Origin of the sequence: Henriciella sp. AS95 (genome assembly GCF_038900055.1) — a bacterium.
Taxonomy (GTDB): Bacteria; Pseudomonadota; Alphaproteobacteria; order Caulobacterales; family Hyphomonadaceae; genus Henriciella.
Genome location: NZ_JBBMQM010000001.1, coordinates 3,745,496 through 3,771,281, shown reverse-complemented (window position 1 = coordinate 3,771,281; position 25,786 = coordinate 3,745,496). Strand labels below are relative to the sequence as shown.

The window sequence follows — 25,786 nt, the reverse complement described above, 5'->3', positions numbered from 1 at the left end:
AACGACTATTGGCGGTTCATATGTCGTCAGCCTGTTGCATAGGAAAACAAGTCATAATCTGACTGATAAAAATCCTCGATCAGACGCCTCGTTTGCGGCGACACATCAAATGATTTTCCCTTTACGGTTTTGTTAGCTCTGCCTTGTGGGTTGGCCTTCACTTGAACCGCTCCGCCAAGTGCAAGCGTTATTTTGTCGGCCCAATTCTCGTCGTATCCATCCTCCTGCTTGAATACGGCAGCGTCGGACAGCAAGAATTCGGACTGAGGTCGGATGTGGTTGTCGTAACTAAAAGGATTGCTACGGTATAATCTAAAACACTTCTCTACGAACTGATCGAAATGTGTGGCGCTCTGTATCGCCGGGTCGCCGTTTCTCATCCGATATTCGCTGAGCATGCGTTTTAGGGGATGCCTGACGGTGACAAAAATATAGTCGAACAATTCGATCTTAAGTATCGTTCGCAGCACCTCCGCATGGAAATGTTGAGGTGAGCACCTGCGTAGACCATTGAGTACATCATCCGGTTTATGGATCAAGGCGTGCCGGAAGCCGCTTCGCCGCAGCGAAATGTTAACGTTGGTCCCGCCGGTTTTTGGCACATGGACATAGAGAATCTTTTTATCGTCCTTCACAAAGACTGGCATTCACATCCTTCCTTCACAGCTCAATCCGCGTCCCGGCCCGGCAAGTGATGCGGTGTGCGCTGGCGCCGGTCAAACAGCTCGCGCAATTGAGTAAATTGGCGCGCGCGATGCAATAGCGGGTCCGACATTTGATCCGGGCTCTGGAGAATGCTGCCTACACTAGAAGGCCCAGAACCGTCGCAATGCTGATGCCGACGTCGCCCGTTATGGCGGTTTCGCGCAGGCAGACGAGATTGGAGTCGGATACGGGCGAAGGCAGATCGCACGCCAGGAGAAGCTGGCTGCTTGGTGAGGGGGCCCCGTCATAGCCTCTTACGCTAATGAAGGTTCCGCCCCCGCCATTGGGTGACACCTCAAGCGCGCTCTCGCCTGAGCTGCCCGGTAATGCCGCGACCTTGAGTGACACTCCTGCCTGGGGGAAGACCGCGCCGAACAGCGACTGCATCATCGGGCTTATGTCGATCGCAATGACGTTTCCCGGCGTCTGCGAGGTCGGATCGCCCAGCTGTATGGTTTCGCCAGCCGTCCAGGTCGCAACGGATGCCGCATTCAGCACGTCGATGCTATCTGCCGCGGACGACGCGGTGACCCAAGCCGGCTCGGCAGGGGACTTGCTGACGTTCCAGATGCGCAGCATCGAGACGCCAGCCATCTTGGAGTGCGTAAAAATCGTGTCAGCATCAGTCGTGGTTAGCGTCAGCGTGTTCGCCGAAACGGCGGATAATGAATAGGTGCGAGGATTCTCGGCCCGGTCGGGATTGATACGATAGATGGAAGAGATTCCGTCTCCACCCGCGATCGGCAGCAGCGACCGGATCGGGGCGCCAGTCAGTTGATGGATCAGGCCCTGCGGAAAACTGGCCGTGCCTGTGCTGGCGCTGAACCGTGCGGCATCAAGAAAACCCGCCCCATCAGCGCTGACCTTGAGGGCAAGATTGTCTTCTCCCACCAGCCCAATCTCTGCGCGCCCGCTCCAGTCCGTCTGTAGAAGCAGCGAGGCTGTATGGGCCGATGAAGACTTGTTGATGATCTTCCGGGCGTCGCCCGACCCAGGTGTGAGATCGTCATGACTGAGAAGCTCGGCGTCAGATTTGACGCAGAAGCGATTCGTCGCATTCGGCACGGTGTTCACGCCCAGCTGCGAAACGCGAAACGTCTCATTGTCTCGAACCCAATCCGAACCGTCGAAACAGGCGCGCGTTGTCTCATCGACAATGCGGAAATCCCAGCCGACGCCTGGTGTCAGAAATTGCCAGGCGCCGTCCTGAAATGCAGCGATCATGTTGGTATCGTGAAGGCTCCACGCATCGCCACTGGCCTCGGGCGGCAAAATGTACTGATCGCCCTCTGACGGCGAAACCGGCTGTGTTGCGATGGACGCTGATATCACCGACCCCTGAACCAGGACGTCGAGCCGCGCCAGCGATTCATTAAGCGTCACGTGTTTCTGGGCCTGGTTCGGCATAAGATACGGTAGATTTAAGCGGGTCGTCGAGTCGGACATGAGCAGCATTCCTGGCCTGAGCTGTGTGGGGAGCAGGATTATCTGCGGGGCCAGTTATCGGTCGGACCAAATTTCTGAGATCGCTGTATTAAGCAGTCAAAGTTCGAACTAAAGGTGCAGGATCGCACGCGAGGTGATAGACCTTCTGCACAGGATAAATTATCGCTTGCTCATCAAGTGTGCCCAGTCAGGCGCGTGTCAGCGAGCAGTATTGGGCGATAATGGCGATGCAGAACGAGACATTTGTTCGAGGTAGAGTTCGACCCGCATGACAGAATGTGCCTATTTCACGATCTGCTCGGCGAATTATCTCGCATATGCAAAGACCCTGCACGCCTCGTTGCAGGCTGCTGATCCTGCGGCAGCAAAGAATTTTTTCATCGTCCTCGTTGATGAGCGCCTCGACCCCGAAATTGAAAACGCATTGCCCTGCAAGGTTGTGTACGCGGAAGACCTCGGCATTGAGGCCTTCTGGGACATGGCGTTCCGCTATTCGGTCATGGAGCTGAATACGGCTGTGAAGCCGGCCGCAATTCTCCACTTCATGGACCGTGGGTTTGGCCGGGTGATGTACCTCGATCCGGACCTCTACATCATAAAGCCGCTGAAACATGTGCACGAGGCGCACAATGCCGGCAGTCAGGTCGTGCTGACGCCTCATTCGATGCAGCCTCTGGAAGACAGCTTCGACCCTGATGATGTGCGATTGATGCGCACAGGCGCGTACAATCTTGGTTTCGCGTCGTTTGCCGATTATCCGGCCTCTCGAGCCCTGCTTGAATGGTGGCATCGCAGAATGCTTGTCGATTGCAGGGTCGATCTGGAAAACGGTCTGTTCGTCGACCAGAAGTTTATGGATCTCGCGCCGTCCTATGGAGAGGACGTCCATATTCTGCGCCATCCCGGCTACAATGTTGCGTACTGGAACCTCGCCTCCCGGCCCGTGTCGAAGCAAAACTCGACCTGGAAAGTCGGTCGCCACGCGCTGCACTTCTTCCATTTTAGCGGTGTCGTGCCGGGAAATCCTAACGTCTTTTCCAAACACCAGAACCGCTTTGGCGTTGACGATATTGGTCCTCTAAAGGGGCTGTTGGACGAATATCTTGAGCAGCTGGATAAGCAGGGTCACGACGTTTTCAGCACGATGCCATATGGCTTTGGCGCCTATGAGAACGGCCAGCCTGTCCCCGACATCGCGCGCCGCGTCTACGGGGCTAATGAGCCAAGTTCCACGCGCAGCCGGGAAGACTTGTTCAATCCGAACTTCAGCTTTCTGGACGAGCCAGCCCGGGATGTCCCAAGCGGCCGAATGCCTGTGACAAGGGTGATGAGCCAGATCTGGAAAGAACGCCCCGACCTGCACCGCTCTTTTCATCTGGCCGATGACAATGGCCGCGAAGCCTTTTGTCGCTGGTTCATCCATTCTGCGAGAAGCGAATATAATCTGCCGCCGGAAGCCTATACATCGGTTGCTCGCGCAACAGGGGTGCTGGACAAGCAGCGACACCAGGGCCCGTCGAAATTCCTGTCCCGCAGGTGGCTGGCCAATACGTTGATGGAGCGTAGCACCTGGCTCAGGGGCGCGTATCGGAAGCTGCCGCACGATGTGCGGGTCAACATCCGCGAGTTTGTGATGCGGACAGCATCCGGGCACGGGACCAAAGGCGCCCAGTTGAGTGGGCCGACCAGTTTCGACGCAAGCCTGCCGGCAGGCGTAGGCATCTATGGCTATTTGAGTGCTGTGAGCGGCGTCGGAGAAGGGGCCCGTCGGATGACCGACATTGTGGCCGCGGCTGATATCGACACGTCGAGACATGTGCTGATTGCGCCGGGGCACGCCTCTGAGTCTGTGCCGCTCGACAATAATGCGCAGATGACGGCGTCACCGTTCAACACTCTGATATTTCACATCAATGCCGACCAGATGCCGCGCGAAATGGATCGTCTTCCGGCGAACTGGCTGCGCGGGCGATACAGAATTGGATATTGGGCGTGGGAACTTGCAGAATTCCCGAAAGCCTGGCTTCGCTCACTGGATTATGTCCACGAAGTCTGGGTTCCGTCCAAATTCGTGCAGAACGCCGTGCAGAAGAAAACGGACAAGCCCGTTGTCGTCATCCCGCATCCTATTCCTCACCGACGCGATTCCGGTGAAAGCCGGACAAGCTTCGGACTGCCCAATGATCAGTTCCTGTTCTTGTGTTCTTTCGACCTGAAATCCTTCGTTTCGCGCAAGAACCCGATGGCGGCCTATGAAGCCTTCTGCAAGGCGTTTCCGGACACTGGCCCTGAGTCGGGCGCTCGCCTCGTCGTGAAGCTGCATGGCGGTCTGGATGACGGCGAGAACGGACGCGAACTGGTTACCCAACTCGCGAATGACCGCCGGATAATTCTCATTGATGTGCCACTCAGCAATGAGCGCTACGCGGCCCTGCAGCGTCTGTGTGATTGCTACATTTCTCTCCACCGCTCTGAAGGTTTCGGAATGAATATCGCCGAGTGCATGCAGCTCGGCAAACCTGTCATCGCCACAAATTATTCGGGGAACCGCGATTATCTTGGCGATGAAATCGGTTATCCGGTTCGCTACCAGCTGGTCCCGGTACGCCCCGGCGATTATCCGGAGTCAGGTGGACAGGTTTGGGCAGAGCCTGATCTTGACCATGCATCGGAGCTGATGCGCCATGTCTTCGAGCATCAGGAACAGGCCGCTGAGAAGGGAACAGCCGCTCGCGCCTTTATGCTGGACCGGTACGCCGTCAGCACCATCGCCCGTACGGTCCACCAGCAATTTGAGCGCATCCAGAAGATGCACTTTCGAGCCCAAGTTGAGGAACGCGCGAGCGAGACCATGCCCAACGCATCGACCCATCGCAGTAGCTAGGGCGAGAGAAATTGGTATTCTGTGCGAAGCAGATAGCGGTACGGCGCTGGACATCTGATGAATGAAACCCCGTCACAACAGCCGCGTCAGGTTATCTTCGTGCTCGGAATGCACCGGTCCGGCACATCTGCTCTTACGCGAGTTCTGAACCTGCTCGGATATTCGCTTCCGGAAAACCTGCTGCCGGCGAATGATGCCAATCGTAAGGGGTTCTGGGAGCCCTTGGACATGATGCGCTTGAACCAGCGCATCCTCGATGCAGCTGATCGGCTCTGGTACGATCCGAAGCCGGTGGACCTGAAGGGGCTGATGTCCAGTCAGTCTGACGAGTTCATTCAACAGGCGGCCGAATTTCTGGACGCCGAGACCAGCCACGCGGTGCCTTCCGTCCTCAAGGATCCACGATTGTCCCGAACGCTGCCGATCTGGCTAAGAGGTGCCGAGCAGGTGGGCATCACCCCGATGGCCCTCATGGCCCGAAGGAACCCTGTGGAGGTCGCCGCCTCACTGCAGGCGCGAGACGGGATGGATCTGCAGCACGGCATGCATCTGTGGCTGAGCTATATGCTGGAATCGGAAATCAATTGCCGGGATGTGTCACGCTATCTGATTGAGTTTGATGATTTGATTGAGGACTGGCGAGGAACGCTGGATGAGGCTGCCGCGGCCCTCAAGCTCAAACCACCGAGCCATGCTGGTGAGACGGGCGCCTTGATTGATGGTTTTCTCGACCCCGGTGAGCGCCACTTCGAAAACGACACGTCTGGCAACACACTCGACCTTGAAGGCGGCCTGCCACTTGCGGCGCTCGATGCTCAATTTTGTTCAGATCACAGCCTGTCGCAGATAGCGGCATATGACGACATTCGAGCGCGCTGGGCATCTTTCTGGGCGTCGAAGTCGCCCGGAGGTGGTCGATCAACCTATGCCTTGAAACTGCCAGAGGGATTTTTGAGAGAGAGCCGGTTCAGTCGCGATGCTGGTGATGATCAGAACGAATTGTCTTCCCTCCAGGCCGGCGTTGGACAATTTCCAGAGCATGCAGACTTGCGAATTGCGCTGGGCCGCACCCTTATGCGTAACAAGCGAGCGGACGAGGCAGTTGAGCATATTCGCAGGGCTGTCGAGCTGGTTCCGGACAGAGCAGGTTTTCAGATTTCTCTGGCACAAGCGCTTTCCGCCTCAGGAGATGTGGAGGCCGGCCTGCAGGCTGCGCTCCAGGCCAGCCATATCGCACCGGACAATCCGGCCATCGTCACGCAGCTCGGCATGCAATACGTGCGCAATGGGCGGTTCGCCGATGCCCAACGGTCCTTCGAGCGCGCGATTGAGCTCAAAGCTGACCATGCCCCGGCCCATCACGGCTTGAGTCTCGCCGCCGAGCGGCAGGGTCATCTGGCGGAAGCCCTCGAAGCGGCGACGATCGCAGCGAAGCTTTCGCCGGACAATGCCGGGCTCAACGTTCGCCTCGAAAATCTTCGGAGACGGTTGGCAGACTGATGAAGCAAATTTTCTGTCCTGTTGGCCACAGCCTTCATCCTTCAAGGCCGGTTTCGCCAAGAACCTGATAGGCGCGGTGATTGTCCGTGAATGGTCATTGCCGGGCTTCAGACAGCGCAATGACTAACGGGGATTCACCGCAATAAGATTGACCAGATAGATCAGATCCGCATTGGGCGGAATGATACCGTCAACGCCTTCCTTGCCGTAGCCAATGGCTGAGGGCACCCGGCCGATCCAGACGGCGCCGGGCTTCATCAGGCTTATCATCTGGGCAAATCCGGGGATCATGTCGCCGGCTTTGACGACCAGTGGCTGGTCCTGTTGCCAGGTCGATCCGATGACAGCACCGGTATCCTCAAGGCGGGCCTCATAGTCGATCGCAACCGTGTCCTTGGCGTACACCTTGCCGGCGCTCTGATCGCCTGCATCGATCACGAAGTATGAAAGCCCCGATTTCAGACGAACGACGCCTTCGCGTGATGCGTCCCATGGCAGGAATTCATTCCAGAACGCCCCTGTGGCACCTGCAGAAGCCGGTTTTGAGTTGGCGTCTTCCATCTCATCGGGGTTGAGAAAGCCGTCCAGGCGGATCTTGAAGACGAGATCGCTGCGCGGCGGGATGGCATCACCGCGCCCGGCTGCGCCATAGGCCAGCTGATAGGGAATGAACACGACCCACTCATCGCCTGTGCTCATACGCTTCAGTGTCTCGGTCCAGCCCTGGATCACGTCTTCGATATTGAAGACCGCCGGTTCTCCACGCGCATAAGAGCTGTCAATGCGCGTGCCATCGGCCGCAAGATAGCCCTCATAGGCGACGATGACCGTCGCGTCGGCTTCAGGGGAGCCTTTGCCTTCCGGGCCAGCGACAAGCTCAATCCACTGGATCCCACTCGCGCTGGTCTGCACGTCCGGGCAGGCCGAAGGGAAGGGCGGGATGAACGGGCCAGAGCCCGGCTTGATGCCATGACAGCTGGCCTTGGCTGAACCGATTGCCGGCATTTTCGGCATGGACTGGCAGCCGGCCAAGGCGAGCACGACAGCGGCTAGTCCGACCTGACGAATGATACCTGGCATGCCGCCCCCTCGATACGCTTTCAGCCTTGTGGACGCAGAGCTTATTCCGTTGGCAGCACATCAATCAACTCAACCTCGAAGTCGAGGTCGGTGTTCGGTGGAATGGCATTGCCGGCCCCTCTCGCGCCATAGGCAAGGTCGGACGGGATGTGGACCAGCCAGCGGTCTCCCGGTTTCATCATGGACAGGGCTTCCTGCCAGCCGGGGATGACGCCATTGGTCTCGAACATGATCGGTTCGCCGCGCTGATACGCGCTGTCGAAGACTTCTCCGCCCTCAGCGAAGCGGCCTTCATACAGGACAACGACCGTATCATTTGGGGCCGGGCTTGTACCATCTGCGTCGCCGCTCTCCAGGACGACATATTCAAGGCCCGAATCGGTTTTCTGGACGTCTTCATTCGACGAGTCCCAAGGCGTCAGCCGGTCCCAGGCCGCATCATCTGCGGGTTTGGGCTGAAAGACCTTCATCAGCTCGATCCGGAAGACCAGGTCATCGCCCGGCTTGATGACGCCGCCGGGGCGCGGGCTCTGGCCATAGCCAAGTTCGCTCGGGATGAAGAAGATGTACTCGTCGCCCTCTGACATCAGTTGAAGGCCCTGCGTCCAGCCGGGAATAACCTGCTTGAGACCAAACATGGCCGGGCGGCCGGTGCCGAAATTGCCGTCGAATTTGGTGCCATCAGTCAGGCGGCCATCATAGAAGACCTGCACCACATCATCGATGCTGGGCGATGCACCATCTTCCGGGCCTTCCTTGACGACATAGTATTTGATGCCGGACTCGGTGGACTGAAGGCCCTCCATATCCGCGTCCCACGGAAAGAAGGAATCGAAGTCGGTCGAGGAAGACGGACCTCCGCAACTGACGAGTCCAAGGGCGGCGAGCGGGGCAATGATATATTTGAGCATTGGAAGTCTGGCTCCTGTCGGGGACATCAGGGAATGCGCTGAAATCTAGGCGCTGAGCGCGACCAAGTCACCTTGTCTCGTGCAGACTAGTTCTGCCGCGGCGGATAGCCGGCCTGCGCCAGCGCGTCGATGATCTCCTGCGTGTGCTGGGCATCGCGGGTTTCCATCAGGATATCGAACTCCGCGCCCTTGGCGGGCACATCGAGCGCGATCCGGTTGTGGGCCACTTCCATGATGTTCGCGCCATTGTCGCCGATAATCTTGGAAACCAGTCCAAGCAGGCCTGGACGGTCGTCACCAATGATCCGGATATTGGCGAGGCGCTTCTCGCGCACCAGCGCACGTGTCAGCACCGAAGCAAGCAAACGCGTATCGATATTGCCGCCGCACAGGATGAGTCCGACTTTCTTGCCGGCAAACTTCGACGGATGCGCCAGAAGCGCGGCAAGCCCGGCAGCGCCGGCCCCCTCTGCGACGGTCTTCTCAACGTCGACAAAAAGGGTGATCGCCCTTTCGATATGCTCCTCTTCGACAAGGACGATATCGTCGACAAGCGCCTCGACAACTTTCTGCGTCAGGTGCCCAGGTTGTTTGACCGAGATGCCTTCAGCGATCGACGCGCCGCCCTTTGCCGGCTGGCCGCCCTTCACGGCCGCATGCATGCTCGCATACATCGACGCCTGAACGCCGATAACCTTGATGTCGGGATTGTGAGCCTTGGCCACGGTCGCCATACCAGAGATCAGGCCGCCGCCACCGATTGGCACCACGAGCATGTCAAAATCCGGCTGGTCTTCGAACATTTCCAATGCTGCCGTGCCCTGACCAGCCATGATGAGAGGATCATCAAACGGGTGGATCCAGGTGAGCCCTTCGCGCTGGCGCACCATCTCGGCATGCTCTTTCGCTTCGTCAAAGGTCGTGCCTTCCAGCAGGACACGGGCCCCGAAGGCGCGGGTGTGTTCGACCTTGTTGAACGGTGTGGTCACCGGCATTGCGATGGTTACCGGGATGCCCAGGCGCCGCCCATGATAGGCCACGCCCTGCGCATGATTTCCGGCTGATGCGGCGATCACGCCGACCTTTTTTTCTTCTTCCGTCAGCCGCGCAAGCTTGTTCAGCGCGCCGCGTTCCTTGAAGGCGGCTGTGAACTGCATGTTCTCGAATTTCACCCAGACATCAGCGCCGGTAATCGCCGAGAGCGTGCGGGAGCGACGCATGGGTGTGCGCTCAATCTGCCCCTCGAGTATCCGGGCAGCATCCTTCACATCGTCTAGGCTTATCGGCAGCTTGTCGCTCATCGTCTGGCCATCCTGTCAAATCGTGCTCGCCCCTCCTATTCAGCCCTGATTGAGAGAGCAAGCGACGAGACGTTATTTCAGCCATGCTCTCAATCAGGCTTGCCCCGCGCGGACGTGTTGTCTATCCGCGAAGCCTCGCAATGACAGGATGAAAACGATGACCCGCCTCAGCCTTGCCGCCCACAATCTCTCTATCGGCACAGGTGAGCCGCTTGTCGTCATGGCGGGCATGAATGTGCTGGAAAGCCGCGATCTTGCGATGAAGATCTGCGAGCACCTCAAAACCGTCTGTGAGCGCCTCGACCTGCCTTATATTTTCAAGGCAAGCTTCGACAAGGCGAACCGGTCGTCCATCACCTCTTATCGCGGCCCGGGCCTCGATGAGGGCTTGCGCATCCTGTCCGATGTAAAGGCTGAGTTCGGTGTCCCCGTCATCACCGATTACCATACCGCCGAGCAGGCCGAGCTCGTCGCGGACATTGCCGAAGTCATCCAGGTTCCGGCTTTCCTCGTTCGACAGACAGACCTTGTGGTCGCCGGCGCCGAAGCCGTCATGGATACCGGTGGGTGGCTGCACGTGAAGAAGGCGCAGTTCCTGGCCCCGTGGGATTGCAAGAACATCGTCAGCAAGATTGGCGAAGTCACCGGCCCGAACAATCCGACGATCCTGTGCGAGCGCGGTGCGAGCTTCGGCTACAACAATCTCGTCGTCGACATGCTCGGCATTCCGGCCATGAAAGCACTTGGCGTTCCGGTCACGATCGACGCGACGCATGCTGTACAGCTTCCCGGCGCTGACCCGCGCACGGCCGGTGGCTCAACGGGCGGCCGCCGCGACGGCGTGCCGATCATCGCAAAGTCCGCTGTGGCCGCTGGCGCAGACGGCGTGTTCCTCGAATTCCACCCCGACCCGGACAAGGCGCTTTGCGACGGCCCAAGCTGCCTGCCACTCGATGGCGCCGAGGCGCTGCTGGCTGAGCTGAAAGCCATCCACGGCATCGTGAACCCTTAAAGGTTCCCCCCGAACCTGCTCAGAGGGTAGGCGGTCTGGCCTCGTGGTTCGACTTCGCTCACCATGTCGGCCTTATGCGACGTCAAATTTAGCCCGACATGGTGAGCGAAGTCGAACCATGGCGGGCGATAAGCGCAAACAGTTGAATTGTTGTCCGCTCCCCTCTGAAGAGGGGCAGGGTGAAGCGCTAAGCGTCCACCACCTCTTTCGCCTTCAGTTCCGGAACATCCTCATAGGCATCATGCTCTGCCACGAGATGGCCGGGCGCGACCTCGATCAGCTTCGGATTGTACTGCTCGGCGTCGGGGTCATCGACAATGACTGACTTCATGAAACGGAGCGGTGCGCGGCTGTCGAGCGGGGAGGGCAGGTCGCCTTTCAGCTTCACACGCTCGCGCGCGCGTTCCAGTTTCGGATCCGGTGTCGGCACGGCAGAGATGAGCGCCTTGGTGTAAGGGTGTCGCGCATCTTCATAGATCGCCGTGCGGTCCGCGATTTCCACCACCTTGCCGAGATAGAGCACCATGACCCGGTGGCTGACCTCGCGCACGACGGACAGGTCGTGGCTGATGAAGATCATGGCGAGGCCGAATTCCTTCTGAAGGTCAATCAGCAGGTCCACAACCTGCGCCTGCACCGACACATCAAGCGCGGAAACCGCCTCGTCGCAGATGAGCAGCTTGGGCCGCAAGATCATCGCGCGGGCAATGCCGACGCGCTGGTTCTGGCCGCCTGACAGCTCGTGCGGATAGCGGTTGATGAGATGAGTTTCCAGCCCCACACGCGGCAGGAATTCGCGTACCAGCTTCTCGCGCGCCGCCTTGTCGAGCTCTGGCTTGTGCACCGTCAGCGGCTCTGCGATCGACTGGCCGATGGTCATGCGTGGGTCGAGCGATGCGAGCGGGTCCTGGAAGACGATCTGCAGGTCGTCGCGCATGCCATTCATGGTGTGCCGATCGGCCTGCGTGATATCGCGGCCCATGAAAGCAACGGTTCCGGCCGTTGACGGGACGAGCTTCAGCACGGCCCGCGCCAGCGTAGACTTGCCGCAACCGGACTCGCCGACAACACCCAGCGTCTCGCCGGGGCGAAGGTCGAACGACACGCCATCAACAGCCTTCAGCATCTTGGTCTTGCCGAACAGCCCGCCGCCAACATTGATCGGGAATTGAACTTTCACGTCGCGGGCTTCGACAAGCGGCTCGATACTGGTCGCCGGTTCGGGGCCGAGCATGGGGCGGCCCTCGCGGTTTGGCTGGTCGATGCGCGGCACGGCGTTGAGCAGCATTTTCGTGTATTCGTGCTGCGGATTGTAGAAGATCTCGTCATTCGTGCCGGTCTCGACGATCTCGCCATGTTTCATGACCACGACGCGGTCACACATGCGGGCAACCACGCCCATATCGTGCGTGATGAGAACGATGCCTGTGTCTGTGTCGCGCTTGAGGTCATCCATCAGGTCGAGCACCTGCGCCTGAACCGTCACATCGAGCGCCGTGGTCGGCTCATCGGCGAGCAGCAGTTTTGGTCCGCAAAGCATCGCAATGGCCACCATCACACGCTGGCGCATGCCGCCGGACAGCTCATGCGGGAACTGGTCCAGACGGCGGCGGGCTTCCGGAATGCGGACCTGCTCAAGCCAGTCGACGCAGCGCTTGATCGCTTCCTCGCCCTTCATGTTCTTGTGAAGCGCCAGCACTTCGCGCATCTGCGCGCCCACCGTGAGGTGCGGCGTGAGCGATGTCAGCGGATCCTGAAAGATCATCGACATTTCGGCGCCGCGGATCTTGCGAAGCGTGCTGGCCTTTGCGCCGACCATCTCGGTGCCGTTAAACTTGATCGAGCCCGTCACTTTACCATTGTCGGCGATGAGGCCCATGGCGGCGAGGGCCGACTGGCTTTTCCCGGAGCCGGACTCGCCAACAATGCCGAGACATTCGCCTGGTGCGATGTCAAAGCTCGTGCCTTTCACCGCGTGAACCGTGCCATCCGGCGTATCGAAATCGATCTTCAGGTCTCGCACAGAGAGGATGGGTTGGGTCAACGGGGCGGCCTCGCGCTTTCTCTATTCTCAACTGCAGGACTATCGGCCCAATCAGGGCCGCACTGTCAACAAGCAGCGCCAGTTAGCGGTATCGAAGATGGCGGAGGCCGGCGGCTTCATAGATCGCGTCGAGCCCGGCTTGCTGGTCAATGATGACCTGTCCTTCGGTCGCCAGTGGCTGGCCCGTTTTCAACGCATCGACGATCGCGGCCAGTTGCCAGGTATAGGTCGAAATCGGGCTGATGGGTCGTAACTGGTCGACTTCGCTGCCATCGGCGCGGCGCATGCTGAGCGTACTGCCAGCGTGCGGCGCAAGCGGGTTCTTGAAATAGATGAGGCCGTCCGTGCCGGCGATGGTCATATCGGCATTGAACGGCGTGCCCTGCGCCATGCTCGTTGTCAGATGCACCCAGGCCTTGCCGTGTTGCAACCGCGCCAGGAGCGTCTGGTCCACGCCGCGCCGGGTCGTTTCAGCCTTCGCATCGACCACTGTGAGGTCTGAGCCCAGCAAATGCAGCGCCCAGCTCAGCGGGTAGCAGCCAAGATCCATCATGGCACCGCCGCCTGTTTCCGGGAATTGGCGGATTTCGTCGTCCGTGTCGCGGATCTGGACGCTGAAGTCCGCATCGATGCGAGTGACGTCGCCAATCCGGCCTTCATTCAGCCAGTCCATACAGACCGCGAAGGCCGGGTGGTAGCGATAGTGAAACGCCTCGATCAGGCGTTTGTCCGCCTTGTCGGCCGCCGCCAGCATGGCTTTCGCTTCCTCAACATTCATCGCAAACGGTTTCTCGCACAGGACGTGCTTGCCGGCTTCGAGCGCCTTGATCGTCCATTCGGCGTGAAGGTTGATGGGCAGCGGATTGTAAACCAGGTCGATGTCCGGACTGGCGATCAGTTCGTCATAATCGGCGTACGCTTTTTCGATGCCATGCTGATCGGCAAAGGTCTGCGCCTTCTCCCGGTTGCGTGCGGCGACGCCGGCCAGGCTGACGCCCCCGACGACGCGCGCCGGATCACAGACTGCTTTTGGGGCAATGCGGGCAGCGCCCAGAATTCCGATGCGAAGGTCAGTCGGCATAACGCCTCCTTGATGGTGGGTTCGAGCAAACAAAGCTGATCGCCTGAGGGATCACAAGGCCAGAATGACGCGGGCTCTGCGCTTGCAATCGGTGCCGGGGCGGGGCTAGTTGCCGATAGTTGAATAAATTGACCCAATTGCGAGACACCCATGCCCGTACTGACATTCATGAATACCTGCTTTTTCGACAATGGCGTATTGGAGCGCCTTCCGAAAGTGCTGGGCAGAAGCGGGGCGTCAAAGCCTTTCATTATTACCGATCCGGGCATCAAGGCGGTGGGTATTCTGGATCGGGTGCTCGAAGCCCTTCAGGCTGAGCCGGCAGGCATTTTCTCCGACACGGTGGCCAACCCGACCGAAGACCAGGTCATCGAAGTCACAGACCTCTACAAGCAGGCTGGCGCGGACAGCATCATCGCGCTCGGCGGCGGCTCCAGCATGGACCTGTCCAAAGCTGTCGGCCTGCTCGCCAGTCATGGCGGGCCGCTGGAGAAATATGCGGCCATGTCTGATGGGTCAAAACACATCAAGAAGCTGCCACCCGTGATCGCGATCCCGACAACAGCAGGCACGGGGTCTGAAGTGTCGGTTGGCATGATCGTGACCATGAACAATGGCCGCAAGGAAACCTTCGCGTCGCCAAACCTTATTCCGCCCATCGCAATCTGCGACCCGGAGCTCACGCTCGGCCTGCCAAAAATGATGACGGCAGCCACCGGTATGGATGCTGTCACGCACTGCATTGAGGCTGTTCTCGTGCCATCATCCAACCCCCCGGCTGAAGGCATCGGCTATGATGGCCTCACCCGAGCCATCAGAGATGGCTGGCTGCGCCGCGCGGTCGCTGACGGCTCTGATCTCGAAGCGCGCTGGAACATGATGATGGCGTCTTATGAGGGCGCACTTGCCTTTGTTAAGGGCCTCGGCTCTGTCCATGCGCTCTCTCACGCTGCTGGCCGGCTGCATGAAAAGAAGCTTCACCACGGCACGCTGAATGCGATTTTCCTGCCGCATCTCCTGCGCTTCAATGACGGCGCTGCTGACAAGAAGTATGAGCGTCTGCGCTTTGCCATGGGCCTCGCGGAAGGCGCTGATCTTGCCGACGCCATCGAGCGGCTGAATGACGAGATCGGTATTCCACAAACGCTGAAGGAGATCGGTCTGGAAGCGTCCGACGGCCCCGGCATCGTCGAGAACGCCCTCGCCGACCTCGCCCATGCGGGTAATGCGCGTGAAGCGACCCAGGCCGACTACGAGAAAATCTACGAAACTGCCCTCGGTTAGGCTTCGGTGGCTGTCGGACCTGCCAGGGCTGATGGTCTGGCACTGGCGTGGCTGCTGGCCTGGGACTTGCGTGCCTGCGCGTCGATGCGGGCGCGTTTGACCGCGAGTGGGGGCAAAGTGTAAGCCCGCATGCCAATACGGGTCATTTGAAAGGGCATTGGGACGTGTCTGAAACAGTCGTCAAACCGGTCATCTTGTGCGGCGGCGGCGGCACCCGCCTCTGGCCGATGTCCAATCCGTCAACGCCAAAGCAATTCCTGCAGCTGACAGGGACTCTTTCGATGCTGGAAGAAACGGCGGAGCGTGTCAGCACATCATCTGTTCGAACGCTGCGTTTCTCTGACTTGCTGGCTGTTGGTTCCAAACGACATGAAGCCATGCTGCGTGAGCATCTGACCGATGCGAAGCTGTTGCTGGAGCCGTTTGGGCGAAACTCGGCAGCGGCTGTCATCGCATCCGCACTCGTCAGCCAACCCGATGATCTGCTGCTTATCCTGCCCTCCGATCATCACATCGCTTTCCCTGAAAAATTCCATGAGGCCATCGCGATTGGGACTAGCCATGCCGAAGCGGGACACGTGATTACATTTGGCATAACGCCAACCTTCCCAAGCACCGGTTATGGCTACATCGAACTGGAATCGGGTAACGCGCCAATCCGTAAGGCTGAACGGTTCGTCGAAAAGCCTGATAAGGCGACCGCCTGCGAATACATCAGGACTGAACGCTATGTCTGGAATGCCGGCATTTTCCTGTTCAAGGCGAGCGCAATGATTGAAGCATTCGCAGCCCATGCCCCCGACATTCTGACTGCGGTCAAAGCGTCGCTGCCAGCCAATCCGGCCGACGCGATAAATGCTGGCGCGCTCACGCTGGATCCAGAAAATTTCGACTCCTGCCCGAGTATTTCCGTCGACTATGCGATCATGGAGAAGGTGAAACCAATTTATGGCGTTCCGGTCGACATGGGATGGAGCGACGTCGGAGATTACAAGGCGCTCTGGGACCTGCTGCCAAAAGATGACAGCGGCAATGTTCTTGTCGGTCCGGTCACGGCAGTCGATTGCGAGAATTGCTATATCCGGTCTGAAAGTGACCCTGTTTCGGTCGCAGGCCTCAAGGGGGCGGTTGTTGTGGCAATGGACGGGCGAACCATGATTTGCGACATGGAAGACGCCCAGAAAGTCAAAGCGCTCGCTCAGTTGGCTCAGGGATAGCTCGCCCGGGCAGATTTCAATTCACTGCCGCAATTTGTCCGCTTTTCGTGTATTGTCTGTCACATATGGATGTGAGGGACGCACCTGTCAGGCTGTTCGGCGCGATCAATTCTGATGCGCGCCACTGGCAGATTCTGGCGCTTTCCGGCCTTTTCCTGATCTCCATCCTGACCACTGATTACGGCGCCAGGCCGATTCACTTTGTCTCCGCCTTCGCTGGCACAATGACCGCACAGATTATCGGCACAGCCATTGTCGGCGGCAGATTCGAATGGAAGTCGGCGGCGATCACATCCCTGTCGCTGACCATTCTGCTGCGCGCCGTCGCGCCCTGGATGTGGTTTGTCGCGGGTCTGATCGGGATCGGCCTGAAATTCGCGGTTCGTTACAATGGCAAGCACATCTTCAACCCGGCCTGTATCGCCATTGTCGCCATGTGCCTCATCTTTGACCGTGACGTCTGGGTTTCACCGGGCCAATGGGGGCACGCTCCTCTGCTGCTTGGCTGGGCGGCGGCGGCTGCGGCGTTGGTCCTGTCCAGCGCCAGGCGGCTCGACATTGCGCTGTCTTTCTTCGCCACCTTCGCGGCCATCCTGATCGGCCGCGCGCTCTGGCTTGGCGACCCGATGTCGATCCCGATGCACCAGCTGTCGACCGGCACGCTTCTGGTCTTCACCTTCTTCATGATCACCGATCCGCGCTCGACCCCGGATTCGCGTCTGGGGCGCATCCTGTTCGCTGCGCTCATAGCGATCCTGTCGGCCTGGTTCATCATCGTGCCGAACGTACTCGCCGCGCCGATCATGGCGCTGGCCGCGCTTTCATTTCTGACACCTGTTTTTGACCGGCTGCTGCCCGCAGACCGGTTCCAATGGGGCAAACCATCAATGTCCAAGGAGGGACGCATCCATGAAACTCAGACACCTGGCCGGGGCGGCAATGCTCGGCCTCAGCTCGCTCGCCTTTAGCGCGCCGGCGTCAGCCTTTTGCGGCTTCTTTGTCGCCAAGGCCGATACCGACCTGTTCAATGATGCCTCTAAAGTGGCGCTGGTGCGCGACGGCGACCGGACCGTCATCACCATGGCCTCGAATTTCCGGGGCGACGTGGAAGAGTTTGCCATGGTCATCCCGGTTGTGGATGTGCCGGAGGAAGAGCAGATCAACGTCGCCAATCCCGGCCTGATCGATCATCTCGACCAGTACACCGCGCCCCGCCTTGTCGAGTATCATGACGAGAATCCGTGCGACAGGCTCCGCTACCGCGAGACGATGGCGATGTCTGCAGGGCCGATGCCCGCCCCGGCGCCCGCCGCGATGGAAGAAGCCGAAGACCTCGGCGTCACCATCGAAGCCGAATACGAAGTCGGCGAGTACGACATCCTGATCCTCTCGGCCGAAGAGTCCGATGGCCTGATCACCTGGCTGAACCAGAATGGCTACAAGATCCCGGACGGGGCCGAGGAAGTTGTTGGCTCTTACCTCAAGCAGGACATGAAATTCTTCGTGGCCAAGGTGAACCTGGAACGCCATGACGGCTCGGCCTTCCTGCGCCCCATCCAGGTCGCCTATGAGCATGAGGACTTCATGCTGCCGATCCGGCTTGGCACGGTGAATGCCGACGGCAAGCAGGAGCTGTTCGTCTTCGCCATGACCCGCAAGGGCCGCGTCGAGACGCTGAACTACAAGACCGTGAAACTGCCGTCCGACATGGATGTCCCGATCTTCGTCAAGGATGAGTTTGGCGACTTCTACAAGGACATGTTCGCCCACCAGGTCGAGAAGGAGAACGGCAAGGCCGTCTTCACCGAATATGCCTGGGATATGAGCTGGTGCGACCCATGCGCGGCCGAGCCGCTCTCGCGCTCTGAGCTTCGTGAGCTTGGCGTCATGTGGCTCGATGAAGGCGGTCAGCAGCCTGACACCCGTCCCGGTTTCGGCCCTGGCCCGCAGCCTGTTGATGTCTTCGTGACCCGCCTGCATGTGCGCTATGATGGCGAGACCTTTCCGGAAGACCTCACCTTCCAGGTCACTGGCGACAAGCAGAATTATCAGGGTCGCTATGTCCTTCGCCATCCCTGGCGCGGCGACTTCGACCAGTGCGAGGAAGCGCGAGACTATGCCAATACCCTTGTCTCCCGCTGGGATCAGGAAGCGGAAAACCTCGCCAAGCTGACCGGTTGGGACGAGGCCGACATCAAGCAGAAAATGGCTGATGGCGGCTATTCAGCCTCAGCCATCGATGTCGAACTGAAACCGAAAAAGCCCTGGTGGCAGAAGCTCTGGGGCAAGGGCTGAGCGCTTAGTCCCCGTAATGAATCATACCTGAAGGCTGGTTCTGCCCGTTGGCATATGCTCTTATTGTATGCCTGATACGGGTTTGGGGGCCTTCAGGTATGCGTTACGGGCTTGGGATATGCCTCGCCGTTCTCGTTCTATCGGGATGCGGCGGCAGTGGCGGCGGGGGCTCGAGCAATCCATCGCCGGTCAATCGTTCGCCGCAATTTACCTCGCCGGCCTCGGCCACGGTCGAAGAAAATACGGCCGGCGTGATCCTTACAGCGCGAGCGTCAGATGCCGATGGCGACCCTGTCCGGTTCTCCATCTCGGGCGGTGCTGACGCTGCCGCGTTCGACCTTGGCGCGACAAGCGGAAATCTTCGCTTTTCCTCACCTCCGGATTTCGAAAGCCCGGCAGACAGTGACGGGAACAACGTATACGCGCTCACGCTGCAGGCATCTGATGACGCCGGCGGAACAGCCTCGCAATCTGTCACCGTCACGGTCACCGATGTCGATGAGAGCAGCGCCGGTGTTCGCTATCGCGACCGCGTCTTCTCCAATGTGACCACGCAGCGCAATTTGCCATTCGCAAATGTAGACGGGCAAACCCTCCGAATGGATGTCTTCAGCCCGCAAAACGATACCGCGACGGACCGGCCGGTCATGATTCTTGCCTTCCCCGGCGGCTTCGTGGAAGGCGAGCGGAGCGACATGGAAGAGGTTGCGGTGGACTTTGCGCAAAGGGGCTATGTCAGCGCCACCATCGACTACCGTCTCCTCAGCTCTATTCCAGCGAGCCGCGCCGAGCTTGTCGAAGAGGTTTACGCCGCCACGCACGACCTCTTCGCCGCCGTCCGCTATTTCCGGGCCGATGCAATTGGCGCGAACAGTTTTGGAATACGTGAAGATGCTATCCTGGTGGGCGGAGCATCGGCCGGTGCCGTAATGGGCGCGCTGGCGGCGGTGCTCGACCCGGACGACAGTATCAGCGATGCCTCCGCGAGGGCTTATCTGAGCGCGAATGGAGGCGTCTACGGAGACGTCGGCGAGAATGACGGGGTGAGTTCGACCGTCCAGGGCGCCTTTGTAATCTCTGGAGGCGTGACCGACATTGATCTGATCGATGCGGAGTCTGCCCCAATTTATGCGAGCCACGAAGAACTTGATCCTGAAATTCCATGCGGCAGTGGACAGGAAGGTGTGTTTTTCACAGGTCTCAGCGTCTGGGGCTCATGCGCCATGCGGCCGGAATTTGATGCGCTAGGCATTCCGTTTGGACTTTTCGTTGTCGATGGCGCGGTGAGCCACCTTGGATATTCCGATCAGCAGATCGAGGACATCACGCAGGAAGCCGCAGACCTGTTCTTTTCGAATATTATTTCCGGCGACTAGGCGCCCCTAGCGCTGGCATGACCCGCAATAGAAACTGGAGCGTCCCGATTGAACGATCCGTTTGATCGGTGCACCGCACGTCCGGCAGGGCTGGCCTTCACGGTCATAGACGCTGAAGCTGTGCTGGAAATAGCCCAGTTCTCCTGTCGCGGCCTTGAAGTCGCTGATCGAGGATCCGCCTGCCTCAATCGCCTCTGCGATGACCTGGTTGATCGCCTGCGTGAGCCGGGCGGCGCGTTCACCCGGCACCGTATTGGCGCGCCGGCGCGGGCTTATTCGGGACCGATAGAGCGCTTCGCAGACATAGATATTGCCCAGGCCTGCTATTGTGCGCTGGTCCAGCAGGACTGATTTGATCGGACCCGTTTTGCCGCGCAGCGCTTCATTCAGCCAGGCATGCGAAAAGCCGTTCGTTAGTGGTTCAGGCCCAAAACCGGCGAGCCGCGGATAGGTCTCCATATCGGCGAGTGGCCAGAGCTCCATGAAGCCGAACCGGCGCGGATCATTATAGGTCACCGTCTGGTCGCCCTCCATGCGGAAGACGACATGATCATGCTTGGGGTTGGGCGCGACCTCGTGGTGAAAGTCACCCGGCCGCGTGCCGTCCGTGATGGTGAAGCGGCCCGACATGCCAAGATGCATGATCAGCGCCTCACCGGATGACAGCTCTGCCACCAGAAATTTTGCCCGGCGCCCGAGCCGTTCTATCCGGACGCCAGACAGGCGCTCCGCAAAGCCCGCAGGCATCGGAAACCGCAGGTCCGGGCGGTTCAACTGGACCGCCTCAATCGTCTTTCCATCCATCACTGGGGAAAGGCCGCGGCGAACTGTCTCGACTTCGGGTAATTCAGGCATGGTAACCGCATATAGTGTTTAGATTTTCATGCCACTATGGTTGCCGCGCATGACAGACCAGACAGATACAGAAAAGACCGTCAGCTTCGGCTTTGAAGAGGTCACACCGGACGAGAAGGTGGCGCGCGTCAAGGGCGTCTTCCGCTCGGTCGCGAGCCGCTATGACGTGATGAACGACCTCATGTCTGCAGGCGTTCACCGCCTGTGGAAGCATGACACGATTGCGAAGCTGAACCCGCAACCCGGCGAGAAACTGCTCGATGTCGCCGGCGGCACCGGTGATCTGGCCAAGGCTTTCATCGACCGCGCCGACAAGGCAGGGCGCAGGCGCCACCGCGACGGCCTCGCCAGTGCAGTTGTCTGCGACATCAATGATGCAATGCTGGATGCAGGCCGCGCCCGCCCGGACATGGCGGCCTATGAAGGCCGGATAAACTGGGTGTGCGGTGATGCGCAGGCCCTGCCGTTCGAAGACAAGTCCATGGATGCCGTCACCATTGCTTTCGGTATCCGCAACGTGGCCGACCGTTCGGCGGCGCTCTCAGAGTTTCGCCGTGTGCTGAAGACGGGTGGCCGTCTGGCTGTCCTCGAATTCAGCCATATGACGGTGCCGATGCTGCAGAAGATGTATGACACTTACAGCTTCAGCGTCATCCCGCGCCTTGGCGAACTCGTCGCGTCAGACCGCGAGAGCTATCAGTATCTGGTCGAGTCCATAAGAAAATTCCCGAAACAGGACCTGTTCCGGGAAGAAGTAAGGGCCGCCGGATTCTCCGGCGTGTCTGTCACCAATTTCTCTGGTGGAATTGCGGCCCTCCACTATGGGTGGGCGGTATGACCGACTTATTCGTCGGGCGTATTGACCGTCATGCCGTCTTCGCTGACGGAGACGGACAGGTCGGCATCGCCGCCGCCGCCATTCGAGGCGGGCTGGCCAGCGAAGTACCAGATGCCAAAACCAATCACGGCCACGACCAGGGCGCCGACAATGAAATAGAGCGCGCCATTGCTGGATTGAGCGTTCTCGGACATATCAATTCTCCTTATTGCGGGAATGAAAACGTCTATGACGAATTCGGGTTCCGCAGGGCGTGTGGTGCTGGATGCTGAGGGCGATTTCAGACTATGGGCGCCTGATGCGGGCCGGCACGGCGCTGGTCCGCCATGATGTCATTCTGCCCGTCGAATATCAGAATCGCATGCCGTTTCCGGCCCGCTTTGCCGGCAAGACGCTGCGCTTTTTCGGAGGCCGCGCGAAAGGCCGCGAGGGCGAGCGCCTGGCCAAAGCGCTGGAAAAGCTTGGCCCGGCCTATATCAAGCTCGGTCAGTTCCTCGCCACGCGCCCGGATGTGTTTGGCGCAGAGGTCGCGACCGATCTCTCTCGCCTGAAGGACAAGCTGCCGCCATTTTCGATGGAGGACGCCCGCAAGGCGCTCGCGAAAGAGTTTGGTGAGCAAGACGCAGAGAGCCTGTTTGCCGGTCTGGGCGAACCCGTTGCTGCTGCCTCCCTCGCACAGGTTCACAAGCTGCAGACATCCAACGGGATGAAGGCGGTCAAGATCCTGAGGCCGGGCGTCGAAAAGCTGATTGCGCAAGAGCTACGGGCCATGAAGCGCGCCGCCCGCACCGTTGAGCGCGCTTCGGTCGAAAGCCGGCGTCTTGAGCCTGTCGCCTTCACAGAGACCGTGGCCACGGCCATGGAAAAGGAACTCGACCTTCGTCTTGAAGCAGGCGGCGCCGATCAGATGCGGGCCCTCAGTGAGAAGGATGAGTGGTTCAGCGTCCCAGCAGTCGACTGGGACCGGACCGGCCAGCGCGTACTGACAACAGACTGGGTGGACGGCGTTCCCCTGACAGATCCAAAAGCACTGGAACAGCCCGGTATCGACCGTCCCGATCTCGCCAATGCGATCACGCGTGGCTTCCTGTCTCATGCGATCGGCCACGGCGTTTTCCATGCAGACATGCATGAGGGTAACATTCTGATCGCCCCTCAGGGAAAAGTGTTCCTGGTCGACTTCGGTCTTATTGGCCGTATCGGCCTGAATGAGCGCCGTTTCCTGGCTGAAATCCTCCATGGCTTTATCCGCCGGGACTATCAGCGCGTTGCCGAAGTCCACTTTGAGGCCGGCTATGTGCCGGCAAACCAGTCGGTTGGCGAATTCGCGCAGGCCCTGCGTTCAATTGGTGAACCCATTCACGGCAAGCCAGCCGAAGAGGTTTATATGGGCCGCATCCTCCTGCAGCTCATGGACTATACCCGCACATTCGGTATGCGCCTGCGTCCAGAACTCGTACTCTTGCAGAAGACGATGGTGCAGGTTGAAGGCGTGGCGCGTGCGATTGATCCAGCCCACGACATCTGGAAAGCCGCTGAGCCTGTCGTGAGAGGCTGGATCACTGAGAATTTCGGCCCGGTCGGCGCCGCCAAGCTCGCCGCGCAAAGCGTCCGGGAGGTCGCAGACCGTCTAAAGCGGCTGCCGCAAGTCATGGACCAGTTCGAGGACTTCCTCGAATCATCTGCCAATGAACAGAGCAGGCCGCCAAAACGGTCTGGCCCGCCATGGTGGGCCTGGTTTGGCCTGGTCGTCGCTGTTGCAGGCATTGCGGGACTGACCATCAGCCAGTTCGCCTAGGACGAGAACCGACTCCCCTCATCAGGCCCGCATGATAGGTTAATCAAAACCTCACGCCCACCGGGTCTGATCTTGCGGAGTCCAGAATGAACGTCCTGCCTGCCATTGCGCTTATGAGCGCCGCTTTCATGATGGCGGCCACCGCAAACAGCCAGGCCGCTTCGCAGAGCCACGCCAGCCGCTACAGGGACGCTCAGATATCATCCGCGATCACAGCCTCCACCGTCATTCGCCGCGCTGATGATCTGCTTGGCGGCGATACGCGCATCGTCCGCGCTTTCACCTCGGACCGTCCAGCATACTCTCGGGGGAGCGCTGTTACTGAAGTGAAGGGCGTTCGCGTGTTTCGCGGCGGGGCCGAAAGCGGCACGCGTCCCTGTACATTCCGGTCTGAAGAGACGGGTGTGACCACCTATACCTCCTGCCTGACGCGTACAGGCGAGACATCCAGCGTGATGATGCGCCCCGATACGTACGAACTTGCGGGCGGCCCGACGCGGCGCGTGTCAGGCCCGGCCTTTTTCAGCGCATCGCATCAACCTTCTGTGAACCATAGCGAGTATAAATTCGGGCTCAGACCAAAAGTCGTTTTAGGACCGCTGCGCCGCTACTAGGCGTTAGCCGGGGCGAACGGGGACCGGGCGTGCAGGGGGCAAACCCGCACGCCCGGTTAATTTTTTGCAGCAGCTCTCAGAGGTGTGTCTTAGATTTCTCAACACTTTATGTGTAAGAGTGACGGCGAAATGGTGGATTTCTTCGCATGAGCAGCAAAAGCATCCTTCTCATCATTGGCGGCGGTATTGCGGCCTACAAGTCGCTGGAGCTCATCCGTGAGCTTGCGCGCCGCGATGTGAAATCCCGCTGCATCGTCACAAAGGCGGGCGCGGAGTTCGTGACCCCGCTTTCTGTTTCGGCCTTGTCAGGCGAGAAATGCTTCACCGATCTCTTCAGCCTCGATGACGAAGCCGAGATGGGTCATATCCAGCTGTCCCGGTCGGCCGATCTCGTCGTCGTTTGCCCCGCAACCGCTGACCTCCTCGCCAAGGCTGCGAACGGCCATGCAAATGATCTGGCATCCACCACGCTGATGGCGACAGACAAGCCAGTCCTGATGGTGCCCGCCATGAATGTGCGCATGTGGGAGCACGCCGCGACACGGCGCAATGTCGAGACGCTCCGCCGCGATGGCGTTCAGGTGATGGAGCCCGACGAGGGCGCGATGGCCTGCGGCGAGTTCGGTCCGGGGCGCCTGCCTGACGTGATGGCCATTGCCGATGCCGTTGAGGACCAGTTGAACGCGCTGACGGGGCCTAAGCCGCTGGAAGGCCAGCACATCCTCATCACGGCCGGCCCGACCCGCGAGCCACTCGACCCGGTCCGCTATCTCTCCAATCATTCTTCCGGCAAGCAGGGCTATGCGATTGCGGCATCGGTTGCTCGCCTCGGTGCCCGCGTCACGCTGGTCTCCGGCCCGGTCGATCTTGCAGCGCCGAGAGGCGTCGACATGGTGAACGTGGAGACCGCCCGCGACATGCTGAAGGCTTGCGAGGAAGCGCTTCCCGCCGACGCTTTCATCTCCGTCGCGGCCGTTGCCGACTGGCGGCCATCCATCTCGGCCAACAAGAAGCTGAAGCTGAAAGATGAGGGCAAGACCTTGCCGGCGCTCGCCCTCGCCGAGAACCCCGACATTCTCGCCACCATCTCCCGCAAACGGAAGAACCGGCCCGGCCTGGTTATTGGTTTCGCGGCTGAAACCCATGATGTCGAAGCGCTGGCTCAGGCCAAGATGAAGCGTAAGGGCTGCGACTGGATCGTGGCCAATGATGTCTCCGGTGACGTGATGGGCGGCGCCGAGAATGAAGTGTCTCTCGTCACCCGCGACAGCGTCGAGCACTGGCCGCGCATGGACAAGATGGCCGTTGCGCGCAAGCTCGCAGACCGCATTGCGGTTGCGCTCGGCAACGCTGACGATCAGCAGCTGGCGGCCGAGTAAACCCACCGTCTTCCTGGGGCCTTCGCGCTGTCAGACCTCTCAGCACAAGCGCCAACAAGTCCGGGCGGCGACGCATCTCGCCACCGCGCCACGGTTTGTGTCCAGTGTCTCCATATTCCTGGCCATTTCTTTTTGAATGCTCGCAGCTCGGAACCGGAAATACCTG

Annotated in this window: 21 protein-coding genes; 12 read left to right on the top strand and 9 right to left on the bottom strand. The window is 59.6% G+C overall.

The window, feature by feature from the left end; translation table 11 throughout:
* Positions 1-26: 26 nt before the first annotated feature.
* Both WNY37_RS18265 and WNY37_RS18260 read right to left on the bottom strand, forming a co-directional pair.
* Entirely contained in the window at positions 27-647 is a 621-nt protein-coding gene (locus WNY37_RS18265) for a sulfotransferase family 2 domain-containing protein (RefSeq protein WP_342974841.1), read from the bottom strand.
* 154 nt (positions 648-801) lie between these two features.
* On the bottom strand, positions 802-2,151 hold the full coding sequence (locus WNY37_RS18260; RefSeq protein ID WP_342974840.1) for a DUF2793 domain-containing protein: 1,350 nt from the start codon (positions 2,149-2,151) through the stop codon (positions 802-804).
* A 268-nt stretch (positions 2,152-2,419) separates the two neighbouring features.
* Between WNY37_RS18260 and WNY37_RS18255 the strand changes: the two genes are divergently transcribed.
* On the top strand, positions 2,420-5,035 hold the full coding sequence (locus tag WNY37_RS18255) for a glycosyltransferase family 4 protein (protein ID WP_342974839.1): 2,616 nt from the start codon (positions 2,420-2,422) through the stop codon (positions 5,033-5,035).
* Positions 5,036-5,092: 57 nt separating this feature from the next.
* The gene (locus tag WNY37_RS18250; protein ID WP_342974838.1) at positions 5,093-6,535 is read left to right on the top strand and encodes a tetratricopeptide repeat protein; all 1,443 of its coding nucleotides are present in this window, start codon (positions 5,093-5,095) and stop codon (positions 6,533-6,535) included.
* 123 nt (positions 6,536-6,658) lie between these two features.
* Here WNY37_RS18250 and WNY37_RS18245 read toward each other — a convergent pair whose 3' ends face one another.
* The 3 genes from WNY37_RS18245 to WNY37_RS18235 all read right to left on the bottom strand — a co-directional run bounded on the left by WNY37_RS18245 (position 6,659) and on the right by WNY37_RS18235 (position 9,827).
* On the bottom strand, positions 6,659-7,615 hold the full coding sequence (locus WNY37_RS18245) for an FKBP-type peptidyl-prolyl cis-trans isomerase (RefSeq protein WP_342974837.1): 957 nt from the start codon (positions 7,613-7,615) through the stop codon (positions 6,659-6,661).
* Positions 7,616-7,656: 41 nt separating this feature from the next.
* Positions 7,657-8,526: an FKBP-type peptidyl-prolyl cis-trans isomerase gene (locus tag WNY37_RS18240; RefSeq protein WP_342974836.1), complete on the bottom strand. Its 870-nt coding sequence runs from the start codon at positions 8,524-8,526 to the stop codon at positions 7,657-7,659.
* An 86-nt stretch (positions 8,527-8,612) separates the two neighbouring features.
* Positions 8,613-9,827: a threonine ammonia-lyase gene (locus WNY37_RS18235; RefSeq protein WP_342974835.1), complete on the bottom strand. Its 1,215-nt coding sequence runs from the start codon at positions 9,825-9,827 to the stop codon at positions 8,613-8,615.
* A gap of 157 nt (positions 9,828-9,984) precedes the next feature.
* Here WNY37_RS18235 and kdsA point away from each other — a divergent pair, with 157 nt between their 5' ends.
* Entirely contained in the window at positions 9,985-10,839 is an 855-nt protein-coding gene (kdsA, locus tag WNY37_RS18230; RefSeq protein ID WP_342974834.1) for a 3-deoxy-8-phosphooctulonate synthase, read from the top strand.
* 187 nt (positions 10,840-11,026) lie between these two features.
* Here the strand turns inward: kdsA and WNY37_RS18225 are convergent, their stop codons facing one another.
* Positions 11,027-12,883 (bottom strand): ABC transporter ATP-binding protein, encoded by a 1,857-nt coding sequence (locus WNY37_RS18225; RefSeq protein ID WP_342974833.1) that lies wholly within the window; start codon positions 12,881-12,883, stop codon positions 11,027-11,029.
* An 82-nt stretch (positions 12,884-12,965) separates the two neighbouring features.
* On the bottom strand, positions 12,966-13,964 hold the full coding sequence (locus WNY37_RS18220) for a Gfo/Idh/MocA family oxidoreductase (RefSeq protein WP_342974832.1): 999 nt from the start codon (positions 13,962-13,964) through the stop codon (positions 12,966-12,968).
* 150 nt (positions 13,965-14,114) lie between these two features.
* Here WNY37_RS18220 and WNY37_RS18215 point away from each other — a divergent pair, with 150 nt between their 5' ends.
* From WNY37_RS18215 to WNY37_RS18195, 5 genes are all read left to right on the top strand, one after another.
* Complete coding sequence (locus WNY37_RS18215; RefSeq protein ID WP_342974831.1) at positions 14,115-15,248, top strand: iron-containing alcohol dehydrogenase; 1,134 nt, start codon at positions 14,115-14,117, stop codon at positions 15,246-15,248.
* 47 nt (positions 15,249-15,295) lie between these two features.
* On the top strand, positions 15,296-16,465 hold the full coding sequence (locus WNY37_RS18210) for a mannose-1-phosphate guanylyltransferase (RefSeq protein WP_342974830.1): 1,170 nt from the start codon (positions 15,296-15,298) through the stop codon (positions 16,463-16,465).
* 71 nt (positions 16,466-16,536) lie between these two features.
* Positions 16,537-17,433, top strand: a complete 897-nt coding sequence (locus tag WNY37_RS18205; RefSeq protein WP_342974829.1) for an RnfABCDGE type electron transport complex subunit D — start codon at positions 16,537-16,539, stop codon at positions 17,431-17,433.
* Positions 17,375-18,760 (top strand): DUF2330 domain-containing protein, encoded by a 1,386-nt coding sequence (locus WNY37_RS18200; RefSeq protein WP_342974828.1) that lies wholly within the window; start codon positions 17,375-17,377, stop codon positions 18,758-18,760. Before WNY37_RS18205 ends, WNY37_RS18200 begins: the two co-directional genes overlap by 59 nt.
* 98 nt (positions 18,761-18,858) lie before the next feature.
* On the top strand, positions 18,859-20,136 hold the full coding sequence (locus tag WNY37_RS18195) for a hypothetical protein (protein WP_342974827.1): 1,278 nt from the start codon (positions 18,859-18,861) through the stop codon (positions 20,134-20,136).
* 6 nt (positions 20,137-20,142) lie between these two features.
* Here the strand turns inward: WNY37_RS18195 and mutM are convergent, their stop codons facing one another.
* Positions 20,143-20,991 (bottom strand): bifunctional DNA-formamidopyrimidine glycosylase/DNA-(apurinic or apyrimidinic site) lyase, encoded by an 849-nt coding sequence (mutM, locus tag WNY37_RS18190; protein ID WP_342974826.1) that lies wholly within the window; start codon positions 20,989-20,991, stop codon positions 20,143-20,145.
* A 49-nt stretch (positions 20,992-21,040) separates the two neighbouring features.
* On the opposite strand from mutM, the gene ubiE reads away from it, so the two are divergent.
* On the top strand, positions 21,041-21,829 hold the full coding sequence (gene ubiE, locus WNY37_RS18185) for a bifunctional demethylmenaquinone methyltransferase/2-methoxy-6-polyprenyl-1,4-benzoquinol methylase UbiE (protein WP_342974825.1): 789 nt from the start codon (positions 21,041-21,043) through the stop codon (positions 21,827-21,829).
* A gap of 5 nt (positions 21,830-21,834) precedes the next feature.
* Here ubiE and WNY37_RS18180 read toward each other — a convergent pair whose 3' ends face one another.
* Positions 21,835-22,023 carry a hypothetical protein gene (locus WNY37_RS18180; protein WP_342974824.1) on the bottom strand — a complete coding sequence of 63 codons (189 nt, stop codon included), beginning with the start codon at positions 22,021-22,023 and terminating at the stop codon, positions 21,835-21,837.
* Positions 22,024-22,094: 71 nt separating this feature from the next.
* Here WNY37_RS18180 and ubiB point away from each other — a divergent pair, with 71 nt between their 5' ends.
* The 3 genes from ubiB (at position 22,095) to coaBC (ending at position 25,620) form a co-directional block, all read left to right on the top strand.
* On the top strand, positions 22,095-23,627 hold the full coding sequence (gene ubiB, locus WNY37_RS18175; RefSeq protein WP_342974823.1) for a 2-polyprenylphenol 6-hydroxylase: 1,533 nt from the start codon (positions 22,095-22,097) through the stop codon (positions 23,625-23,627).
* An 86-nt stretch (positions 23,628-23,713) separates the two neighbouring features.
* Positions 23,714-24,241 carry a hypothetical protein gene (locus tag WNY37_RS18170; RefSeq protein ID WP_342974822.1) on the top strand — a complete coding sequence of 176 codons (528 nt, stop codon included), beginning with the start codon at positions 23,714-23,716 and terminating at the stop codon, positions 24,239-24,241.
* Positions 24,242-24,387: 146 nt separating this feature from the next.
* Positions 24,388-25,620, top strand: coding sequence for a bifunctional phosphopantothenoylcysteine decarboxylase/phosphopantothenate--cysteine ligase CoaBC (gene coaBC, locus WNY37_RS18165; protein ID WP_342974821.1), 1,233 nt, complete (start codon positions 24,388-24,390; stop codon positions 25,618-25,620).
* Positions 25,621-25,786 lie beyond the last annotated feature (166 nt).

Coding starts and splice junctions, on each gene's coding strand:
- WNY37_RS18265 (WP_342974841.1), bottom strand. CDS start 647: ATGCCAGTCTTTGTGAAGGACGATAAAAAGATTCTCTATGTCCATGTG.
- WNY37_RS18260 (WP_342974840.1), bottom strand. CDS start 2,151: ATGTCCGACTCGACGACCCGCTTAAATCTACCGTATCTTATGCCGAAC.
- WNY37_RS18255 (WP_342974839.1), top strand. CDS start 2,420: ATGACAGAATGTGCCTATTTCACGATCTGCTCGGCGAATTATCTCGCA.
- WNY37_RS18250 (WP_342974838.1), top strand. CDS start 5,093: ATGAATGAAACCCCGTCACAACAGCCGCGTCAGGTTATCTTCGTGCTC.
- WNY37_RS18245 (WP_342974837.1), bottom strand. CDS start 7,615: ATGCCAGGTATCATTCGTCAGGTCGGACTAGCCGCTGTCGTGCTCGCC.
- WNY37_RS18240 (WP_342974836.1), bottom strand. CDS start 8,526: ATGCTCAAATATATCATTGCCCCGCTCGCCGCCCTTGGACTCGTCAGT.
- WNY37_RS18235 (WP_342974835.1), bottom strand. CDS start 9,827: ATGAGCGACAAGCTGCCGATAAGCCTAGACGATGTGAAGGATGCTGCC.
- kdsA (WP_342974834.1), top strand. CDS start 9,985: ATGACCCGCCTCAGCCTTGCCGCCCACAATCTCTCTATCGGCACAGGT.
- WNY37_RS18220 (WP_342974832.1), bottom strand. CDS start 13,964: ATGCCGACTGACCTTCGCATCGGAATTCTGGGCGCTGCCCGCATTGCC.
- WNY37_RS18215 (WP_342974831.1), top strand. CDS start 14,115: ATGCCCGTACTGACATTCATGAATACCTGCTTTTTCGACAATGGCGTA.
- WNY37_RS18200 (WP_342974828.1), top strand. CDS start 17,375: ATGAAACTCAGACACCTGGCCGGGGCGGCAATGCTCGGCCTCAGCTCG.
- WNY37_RS18195 (WP_342974827.1), top strand. CDS start 18,859: ATGCGTTACGGGCTTGGGATATGCCTCGCCGTTCTCGTTCTATCGGGA.
- mutM (WP_342974826.1), bottom strand. CDS start 20,991: ATGCCTGAATTACCCGAAGTCGAGACAGTTCGCCGCGGCCTTTCCCCA.
- ubiE (WP_342974825.1), top strand. CDS start 21,041: ATGACAGACCAGACAGATACAGAAAAGACCGTCAGCTTCGGCTTTGAA.
- WNY37_RS18180 (WP_342974824.1), bottom strand. CDS start 22,023: ATGTCCGAGAACGCTCAATCCAGCAATGGCGCGCTCTATTTCATTGTC.
- ubiB (WP_342974823.1), top strand. CDS start 22,095: ATGCTGAGGGCGATTTCAGACTATGGGCGCCTGATGCGGGCCGGCACG.
- WNY37_RS18170 (WP_342974822.1), top strand. CDS start 23,714: ATGAACGTCCTGCCTGCCATTGCGCTTATGAGCGCCGCTTTCATGATG.
- coaBC (WP_342974821.1), top strand. CDS start 24,388: ATGAGCAGCAAAAGCATCCTTCTCATCATTGGCGGCGGTATTGCGGCC.